This window comes from Burkholderia sp. 572 (assembly GCF_040545135.1).
GTDB classification, from domain to species: Bacteria; Pseudomonadota; Gammaproteobacteria; order Burkholderiales; family Burkholderiaceae; genus Burkholderia; species Burkholderia cepacia.
In genome coordinates this window covers 1-9,344 of sequence record NZ_JBEPLH010000051.1, presented here as the reverse complement: position 1 = coordinate 9,344, position 9,344 = coordinate 1, and the positions used below count along the sequence as shown (strand labels likewise).

At 54.9% G+C, this 9,344-nt stretch carries 7 protein-coding genes; all 7 read left to right on the top strand.

What is annotated here, in order from left to right:
• On the top strand, positions 1-1,158 hold a 1,158-nt coding region (locus ABIC51_RS40610; RefSeq protein WP_354007100.1), incomplete at its 5' end, for a matrixin family metalloprotease.
• Positions 1,159-1,245: 87 nt separating this feature from the next.
• Complete coding sequence (locus ABIC51_RS40605; protein WP_124919381.1) at positions 1,246-2,061, top strand: sulfotransferase family protein; 816 nt, start codon at positions 1,246-1,248, stop codon at positions 2,059-2,061.
• A 29-nt stretch (positions 2,062-2,090) separates the two neighbouring features.
• The gene (cysC, locus tag ABIC51_RS40600) at positions 2,091-2,705 is read left to right on the top strand and encodes an adenylyl-sulfate kinase (protein ID WP_200094990.1); all 615 of its coding nucleotides are present in this window, start codon (positions 2,091-2,093) and stop codon (positions 2,703-2,705) included.
• Positions 2,706-2,740: 35 nt separating this feature from the next.
• On the top strand, positions 2,741-4,879 hold the full coding sequence (locus ABIC51_RS40595; protein ID WP_279607991.1) for a type I secretion system permease/ATPase: 2,139 nt from the start codon (positions 2,741-2,743) through the stop codon (positions 4,877-4,879).
• A gap of 5 nt (positions 4,880-4,884) precedes the next feature.
• Positions 4,885-6,303, top strand: coding sequence for an HlyD family type I secretion periplasmic adaptor subunit (locus ABIC51_RS40590; protein WP_124919392.1), 1,419 nt, complete (start codon positions 4,885-4,887; stop codon positions 6,301-6,303).
• Positions 6,293-7,747: a TolC family protein gene (locus ABIC51_RS40585; RefSeq protein ID WP_226129878.1), complete on the top strand. Its 1,455-nt coding sequence runs from the start codon at positions 6,293-6,295 to the stop codon at positions 7,745-7,747. The genes ABIC51_RS40590 and ABIC51_RS40585 overlap by 11 nt, the downstream gene beginning before the upstream one ends.
• 2 nt (positions 7,748-7,749) lie before the next feature.
• Positions 7,750-9,162 (top strand): alpha/beta hydrolase family protein, encoded by a 1,413-nt coding sequence (locus ABIC51_RS40580; protein WP_124919383.1) that lies wholly within the window; start codon positions 7,750-7,752, stop codon positions 9,160-9,162.
• The last annotated feature ends 182 nt before the right edge of the window (positions 9,163-9,344 follow it).

Below are 9,344 nucleotides of genomic sequence, written 5' to 3'. Positions count from 1 at the left end.
CAAGGCGATGCTATCGATGGATCAGGTAGCACGATTTACGGCAAAGACAGCGACTCCATTACCGTGAACGGTTCAGGTGACACGGTCACGGACGGGGAAAATAGTACTACCATCGTTAATGGAAGTAACGACACGCTTTCATATGTTGGCGGTGGAAGTACTATTGACATTTCTGGTCAATATGATCATGTCGATGGCAATAATGACACTGTTAACTTCTCCGGAACAGATACTGGAGATATAGTAGATGGCACTGACGATACTGGTGCCGGCTGGAGTGGAGTCGACTACGTCGATCAAACGAGCTCGGATCCTTTTAGTGGCGGCGGTTACGGCGGTTACTTCGGCGGCTATGGTTTTTCGGGTGATCGAAGTACCGTGCAAAGCAAGCTGGCCAGCGATGTAACCGCCATCGCACAGTACGACCAGAATCAAGGGAATGCCGCTGCCGCTAATGCTGCCAAGAGCGGGTTCGCCCAAGCAGGTGAAATGTCTCGAGACGCTGCCACCTCTGCTGGTTCCGGTCCTAACGTGCTCGAAGGCGCTCGATGGGACGCCACCACGATCACCTGGAACTTCGACAGCGCCAATGGCTCGCAAGACGGACAGTACGAGAAAGAGGTCGAGCAAGCCTTTGCGACATGGGCAGCAGCCTCCGGACTCAAGTTCCAGGAGGTGTCGAGCAACGCTTCGGCCGATATTTCGATCGACTGGGCTGACCTGAACACGGCCAGTACCGGCGAGGTCGGCTATACGACATTTAAGGCGTCTCAGGGTGTCATTGCCTCGGGGGTAAAGATTGAACTCGAATCCCCGACGCAGGATGCGCTTGCCAATGGTTCGGTCAGCGACCAAATCTACACAGGGACGGACGCAACCTTCTATCAGACCGCGTTGCACGAAATCGGCCACGCACTGGGACTGGCAGACAATGCAGATTCGAGCTCAATCATGAACTACGACCTAACTTCGTCTAACCGGTCTCTCGACCAGACCGATATCAACGCCGTCCAGGCCCTGTACGGATCCTCGGCACAAACCGCAGCGTTGATTCAAGCGATGGCGGGGCATGCTCCTTCCTCTTCGGTGACCAGCACTTCGATCGCTTCAACAGAACAGACATCGCAGCATGTTCAATTGCTAGCCGGAGCTCACTAGCCAGGGTACCGCTACCTCACGTCTGCGGGCGACGATGTTCTGTCGCCTGCGGAACTTGATATCTAGAACCAAAATACAAGATATCCAATGATCACAAAGTTGCATTTAATTTCGGGGCTGCCGCGCTCGGGGTCGACGTTGCTCTGCGCTTTACTGCGTCAGAATCCCCTCTTTTCCGCTGCTATGACAAGTCCCGTCGCCATGCTTTGTGGAGCGGTTCACGGTAAGATGTGCGGTGGAGAGTTCAGTACATTTTTCGACGACGACAGACGAACGAATATTCTGCGAGGAATATTCGACTCTTACTATCCCAGCGTCACCGGCGACCAGGTTGTTTTTGATACCAATCGAACATGGACTGGCCGAGCATCGTTGCTCGCCGCCTTGTATCCTCAGGCGCGCATTATCTGCTGTGTCCGGGAAATCGGATGGATTATCGATAGTGTGGAAGCAATGTTGGCCAAAAATCCACTCCAACTATCGAGGATGTTTAATTTTCAGCCAGGTAGTTCCGTGTATGCGCGTGCAGAATCCTTGATGGAGACGGAACGCGGCTTGATCGGGTATCCCTGGAGTACGCTCCGTGAGGCATGGTTTGGCGTAGAGGCAAAGCGCCTTATTCTCGTTTCTTACGATCGATTGGTTCGGGAACCCGAGAAAATCCTGAGATCGATCTATCGTGAAATTGGCGAGCCTTGGTTCGATCACGACTTCGAAAATGTAGTCTATGACGAGCCGGACTACGATGCTCATCTTGGCATGCCCGGGTTACACAAAGTGAGGAGCAAGGTCGAGTACCAATCTCGGAAGCCATGTATCCCGCCAGATCTTTTCGTAAAATATGCTGGAACGAGCTTCTGGGAAAAACCAGAACTCAATACGCGACAAGTCACATTGTTATGACTGAGTATCGAAGTGAACGATTGGATGCAATGCCATTAGATCTTGCCTCTAATGCGGATAAGTACACTGCCAACTCTGTTTGCTATTGGCTTACCGGACTGCCGGGAGCGGGAAAAACTACGCTCGCTCGAGATTTTTCACAATCTCTAAGATCAATGCAGATTTCGGCACTCGTGCTGGACGGCGACGAATTGCGAGCCGGTTTGAATTGTGATCTCACATACAGTCGTGAAGATCGAGCCGAAAATATACGCAGAGCCGCCGATATTTCAAAAATTCTAATCGAGGCCGACTTTACTGCGATAGTTGCACTTGTATCGCCATATCAAGAAGATAGAGAAATGGCTCGACAAATTATCGGCGTCGATCGATTTCTAGAAGTGTTTGTCGATGCACCGATAGAGACATGTATGAAGCGAGATCCCAAGGGTTTGTATCAACGCGCTCTATCTGGTTTGCTTCCGGACTTCACGGGCGTGACAGCGCCGTATGAGAAACCCGTCTCTCCAACCTTGCACATTCCTACAAGCGTATATACGGTTGCGGAGAGCTTGGGCATTCTGTTGAGTCATTTCGAACATCGCCGGGTACGCCAGTCGAAGTTCGATACGGGTTCTCGACCGGATCCGATCAGGGCGTCGTAGAAGCGACATTGCAGCAATTGATAGAGGCACGGCAAGTGAACGCCCCCGAAAAAAACGAAGAATTTTCACACGCTCCGATTGACTCGGCATTGAGTTGCCTGGTCACCATTGCACGATTCCACGGTATCGCTACAGATGTCGCTCAACTTCGCCACGCTGCGGCTCAAGGCGACCAACCGTTCGATGCCGACACATTGATCTTGTGTGCTCGCTCGATCGGTTTGAAGGCTCGCCTTGTGCCGCTACGGATCGATCGACTAGATAAGTCGCCACTGCCGGCGCTATGCCTCGACAAAGACGGCCAGCACTTCATCATTGCACGTCGTGACGGACTGTCAGTGCTTACGTTCGAAGCTAATGCAACCCAACCTACGCTCCATTCGTTGGAGGAGATAACCCATCGCTCGACGGGAAGCATGCTCCTTTTCACCTCCCGAGCGTCCCTCACGGGCGAACTGGCGAAGTTCGATTTCTCATGGTTCATCCCGGCTGTCGTTAAGTACCGAAGATTGCTGCTGGAGGTGCTGGCGATCTCCTTTGTCTTGCAGATATTCGGTCTCGTGACACCATTGATGTTCCAGGTGATCATGGACAAGGTACTCGTCAATCACACCTACAATACGCTGGCCGTCGTCGGGATCACACTGTTTCTCAGTTCAACGTTCGAAGTCGCGTTGACCGGTCTGAGAAACTACATCTTCTCGCATACCACGAACCGGATCGATGTCGAGCTCGGCGCACGACTCTTCAAACACCTGATCGCTTTGCCTCTGGCGTACTTCGGTGTACGCCGTGTTGGAGACACGATCGCCCGTGTTCGTGAGCTCGAAAGTATCCGAAACTTCATGACGGGCCAGGCACTGACAGCCGTCATTGATCTGTTCTTCTCGATCGTGTTCATCGCCGTCATGTGCTTCTACAGTGTATGGCTCACAATTGTGGTCGTGCTCTCCCTGCCGATCTACGCTGGCGTGTCCGCTTCCATCGTTCCGGTCTTGCGTCGCCGACTTAACGAAAAATTCGCACGAGGTGCTGACAATCAATCGTTCCTCGTCGAAACCGTATCGGGTGTCGAAACAGTCAAGTCGATGTCTGTCGAGCCCCAGTTCGCCAAGAAATGGGAAATGCAATTGGCCGCATATGTCGCATCCGGATTTCGTGTGACGCAGCTCGGCAACGTTGGCCAACAACTGATTCAGTACATCGGCAAACTCGTCTCGTTGGGAACGCTCCTGTTGGGCGCCAAGCTCGTGATCGACGGCAAGCTGACGATCGGCGAACTGATTGCGTTCAACATGATGTCGCAGCGTGTTGCTGCACCTGTCTTGCGACTCGCTCAGCTCTGGCAGGATTTCCAGCAAGTCGGAATTTCCATGAGCCGTTTGGGAGACATCCTAAATACCCGCACCGAGTTACGCCAGAGCAGTCAATCGATGCCTGCGATCAAGGGCGATATCCGATTCGAGCGCGTGCGTTTCCGGTACCGTCCGGACGGTCAGCCAGTCTTGGACGATGTGTCGCTGGACATACGAGCGGGTCAGGTCATAGGCATCGTCGGCCGATCGGGATCCGGCAAAAGCACACTAACCAAGCTTCTACAACGTCTCTACGTGCCCGAACACGGGACCGTGCGTATCGATGGCGTCGACCTGGCGCTCGCTGATCCTGCGTGGCTTCGCCGGCACATCGGTGTCGTGCTCCAGGAAAATTATCTGTTCAACCGATCGCTCCGAGACAACATCGCTTTGGCGGACCCCGGTGCGCCGATGGCAGCCATCATGCACGCTGCCAAATTGGCAGGGGCTCACGAGTTCATTTGCGAACTCCCGCAAGCCTACGACACGCTCGTGGAAGAACACGGCAACAACCTGTCCGGTGGGCAACGACAGCGCATCGCCATCGCCCGTGCACTGTTGACCAATCCTCGCATCCTTATTTTCGACGAGGCGACCAGTGCGCTCGATTTCGAGACTGAGCGGGTCATCCAGAACAACATGCGAGCAATTTGTGCGGGGCGCACGGTGATCATTATTGCCCACCGCCTTAGCACGGTTCGACTTGCTGACCAGATCGTTGCGATGGACAAAGGACACATCGTCGAACGCGGCACGCACGAGATATTGCAGTCGACTGGTGGTTACTACGCCAACTTGCTGTCTCTTCAGGCAGGGTGATGACAATGTCGATTCGTTTACATGCATTTCTTGATCTCTTGCGCCGATATCGATCCGTTTGGGCGGCGGCATGGAAAATCCGCCATCAGCTCGATGGTCCTGCCAAGCTTGAATATGAGCTTGCCTTCCAGCCCGCTCATCTTGAGCTGGTCGAAACACCCGTGCACCCAGCGCCTCGCTGGACTGCCCGATTGATCATGCTGCTTGCTGCAGCGGTTGTTTTGATTGCCTGCTTTGCAAAACTCGACATTGTCGCAACGGCGAGCGGGAAGCTCGTTCCAAACGCAAAGGTGAAAATCATTCAGCCGGCGATTACGGGCGTGGTCAGGGAGATAGCTGTTCAGGATGGTCAGCGAATCAAGGCCGGAGATCTCCTCGTGAAGCTCGACACGACACAAGCGGCAGCAGATGAAGATAAGGCGAAATCGTCCAAGCTGGATGCGGCGTTCGCTGCCGCTCGATCGCAAGCGCTGTTGACGGCCCTGCAAGTGGGTAGAGAGCCGGAGGTCGCCAAGATCGACGGTGCCGCTCCTGAACGTCAGGAAGAGGCACAACATCTTGTTGATGGCTCATATCGTGAATATGAAGACAAGCTGAATGCAGCTCGAAGCGAACTGACGAAGCGTGAAGCCGAACTCGACGGCACCAGGCAGGAAATTGCCAAGCTGACGGCTACCGCACCGCTGGCACGTTCACAAGCGAACGACTATAGGTCGCTGTCTGCCGACAAGTATGTCGCAAAGAACGACTACCTCGACAAGGAGCAGACTGCATTGAACCAGGAGCACGAACTAGCGGCACAGCGCAGCCATGCACACGAACTGACGGCTGGCATAGCAGAGCAGCGAGCGGACATTGCGCAGACGGTCTCTCAATTTCGCCGAGAACAACTCGATGATTTGGAGAAGGCTACCGAACAGTTGAGGCAGAGCACCAATGACGAAACCAAGGCCCACACTCGTCAAGCTCTGCTCAGCTTGACTTCCCCGGTCAGCGGCACGGTTCAGCAACTCGCTACGCACACGCTGGGCGGCGTCGTCACAACCGCTCAGGCGTTGATGGAAATCGTTCCTGATGATGCAGTTGAAGTCGAGGCTACTGTCGAAAACAAAGACGTGGGTTTCCTGAAAGTCGGGCAGCGGGCAGCGGTCAAGCTCGATGCGTTTCCCTACAGTCGCTACGGCATGCTTGAAGGGACGGTGGTCGATTTGTCAAACGATGCTGTCCAGGACAAGAAGCTGGGACTCGCCTTCACGGTGCGTATTCGCCTCAAATCGGACCGCATGCGCATCGACGACCGGTGGATCGCATTGACGCCTGGCATGACCGTGAAGGCGGAGATCAAGACGGGCAGGCAAACCGTCGCTCAATATCTGCTTGGCCCGCTTGTCGAAGGCGCTCAGGAGAGCATGCATGAGCGTTAAGTCATCGACGTGGATGGTGATCGCCGCAACCGCCGTGATATCCATCATCTCGCCTACGGTCCATGCCTTCGATCCGTTACGGGCTGAACAAACGATTCCTGTCAGCGCGGCCGACGACATGGTTCCGGCCAACGGCACCTGCGAATTCGGTCCATTGAGCCACCCTTTGGCACTGGAGGATGCGGTCGAACGCGCTCTGTGCCGCAATCCTAAAACCCGAGAGGCGTGGGCGGACGTCAAGGCTCAGGCGGCGGTGGTCGGCGTAGCGAGAGCGGCGTACCTGCCGACCCTCACCGTAAACTGGCAAGGTGTTCGGGACAGTTCCGTCACCGACATCACCGACCATCCGGCGCTCAGCTCAAATTACTCGGCAACCGTTCGCTCTGAAGGTGTGTCTCTCAATTGGCTCCTATACGACTTCGGAGGGCGAGAGGCGGCGCTGAAGAATGCCTCGTCGTTGCTGGAGGCCGCGCAAGCAACACAAAACGCCACGTTGCAATCGACGTTTGCTACGGTCGCCAAGGATTACTACGCAGCGCAAGCAGCACATGCGGCTCTCGATACAGCTCGAGAAATCGAGGTAATGACGAGGCAAAGCGCTGCAGTAGCGCAGGCCAAAGTCGACAAAGGGGTGGCGCCCATTACTGATGCATTACAGGCGCAATCGCAGCATGAGCAGGCGTTGCTGAATCTCGCCAAGGCGCGCAGTGACGCTCAGTCGACGATTGGCGCGTTAGCTGTAGACATGGGCTACGATCCGTCCGCCGTAACGGACGTGCCCGCCGTCACGGATACCGCGATCCCCGGCAAGACTTTTACCGAGACTCTCGCACGGTTGATTGCCGAGGTGAAGCGTACACATCCCAGTGTCGTGGCCGCACAGGCGCAGTACGATGCGGCTATGGCGAAGATCGTTCAAACCCGAGCACAAGGACTGCCGAGTCTCAATCTCGTCGGGAAATACAATCGAGACAACCAACCACAAAGTTTGGGGCTTGGATTGCCGACCTATCCATCGACTGGTCACGACGCCTATATCGGCATACAGGTAACCATTCCGATATTCGAAGGCTTCGGAAGGAACTATCAGATCGACCAAGCCCGGGCAGAAGCCGAGCGGCAACAAGACGCTCTCGAAGAAACTCGGAACAAGGTTGCGGTGGACGTCTGGGACAGCTACTACGCCCTGGAAGCGGCATCGGAAAGCGCTTCGCATAGCAGTTCCTTGTTGACGATCGCTCAACAAGCCTATACCGCGGCCGAACACCGCTACAACGTTGGCGTTGGTAACATCCTCGAATTGCTCAATACACAGACGATGCTCGCCAATGCGAAGGAGCGTCGGATTCAAACGTTGACAGACTGGGACAACGCTCGGATCGATCTGGCCTCCAAGCTTGGACGTTTGGATCTGTCGTCTATCTCTCCCCTCGGTGCACCTTGAAAATGTTCAAGACCTGGAAATTGTGTTTGCTCATCGCAATCGCTTATCTGTACGCGTATGTGCCTCTGGCGCATGCAGAAGATGCGGACAGCCTGAAGGCACCTGAAGCGGTGCTGAGCCATGAAAAAGTGATCGAGATCCCAAGTGCGGACGGTAACTCAGTCATGCTTCAAGCGACGCTTGACATACCCGATGGTCCCGGTCCGTTTCCGTTGGTCGTGATGAACCACGGAGCAAATGGAAGTGTGCCGCCGCCGGATCAGCCTCGATATCACCTGACATTTTCTGCGTACTATTTCTTGTCGAGAGGGTATGCCGTCGTTCTGCCGATGATGCGGGGCTACGCTGGTTCTCAGGGGCATCTTGTGCATCACGGCTGCGATTATGCAGCAACCGGTATCGAGGATGCCCAAGATATCAAGGCAGTTATCGACTACATGAAAACTCAACCGACGATTGACGGATCCAGGATCGTCGTCGCAGGGCAGAGCTTTGGGGGATGGAATACGCTTGCGGTCGGGACGATGGATGTGCCCGGCGTGCGAGGGCTAGTCAGCTTTGCTGGCGGCATGAACGAATCGGATTGTCTCTTCTCCAGTCAATCGTTGATCAAGGCAGCGGGAGAACTCGGGGCGCATAGCAAACTTCCGTCGATCTGGTTTTTCGGGGACAACGATAAGGTGTTTTCGAGAGACACGTGGCATGCCGAGTATGAGCGCTATGTATCAGCGGGAGGATCTGCTGAGCTGGTGGCGTATGGTGCTTTCGGCGAGGATGCGCACAACATGCTCGGGTCGGCTAAAGCGCTTCCGCTCTGGGTGCCGAAACTCGATGCGTTTCTCGCACGGATAGGCATGCCTCATATGGAGGTCAACCCTGAGTACATGCCGACCCCCACTCCGCCAGCGAGTGGTTATGCTGCCATTTACGATGTGGGAGCCTTGCCGTACATCGGCATCGCTGGACAAGCGTACTACAAGAAGTTTCTCGAAAGGCCGTTGCCCCGGGCATTTGCGATCGGCCAGCATGGAGCAGCGTCGACGAATGGCGGATTCGATCCGATTGCGCATGCAATGAACTTGTGCAATCAACGTGGCCCTGGCTGTCGCATCTATGCAGTGGACAACACTGTAGTTTGGACTAGACCGACACCAGTTCCTCCGCCCAGCAACTTTGCCAAGCTGGACGATGCGTCAGCGATTCCGTACGTGAGTGATAGCGGGAGAGCCGGATATCAAAAATTCCTTCAACTTCCTCGACCTCGTGTGTTCACCATCGCACCCGATGGAGGCTGGGACTTTTCGGCTCTCGGCCCGGATCCGGTTAAGTACTCGCTAGACCATTGTGGTCAACACCATCAGGGATGCAAGATTTATGCGGTCGATAGTTCAGTCGTGTGGCAGGGAACGAAATAGTTGCTAGATTGCCGTAGAGCAAATTAATTCTGTCACTCCAGAATCCCCACGGTTCAAGGCATCTGGCACCTGAGTTGACGACTTTATGTAAGCGTGGCACCGACACCGTATTGCTTTAGCATGGCGGCTTTCCAATCGAGATCGCCGAGATGCCAGTGGAGCCACGTTTTATCGCGAACCGA

Bases quoted from the DNA above. Each gene is read 5' to 3' on its own strand.
- ABIC51_RS40605 (WP_124919381.1), top strand. From the start codon at position 1,246: ATGATCACAAAGTTGCATTTAATTTCGGGGCTGCCGCGCTCGGGGTCG.
- cysC (WP_200094990.1), top strand. From the start codon at position 2,091: ATGCCATTAGATCTTGCCTCTAATGCGGATAAGTACACTGCCAACTCT.
- ABIC51_RS40590 (WP_124919392.1), top strand. From the start codon at position 4,885: ATGTCGATTCGTTTACATGCATTTCTTGATCTCTTGCGCCGATATCGA.
- ABIC51_RS40585 (WP_226129878.1), top strand. From the start codon at position 6,293: ATGAGCGTTAAGTCATCGACGTGGATGGTGATCGCCGCAACCGCCGTG.
- ABIC51_RS40580 (WP_124919383.1), top strand. From the start codon at position 7,750: ATGTTCAAGACCTGGAAATTGTGTTTGCTCATCGCAATCGCTTATCTG.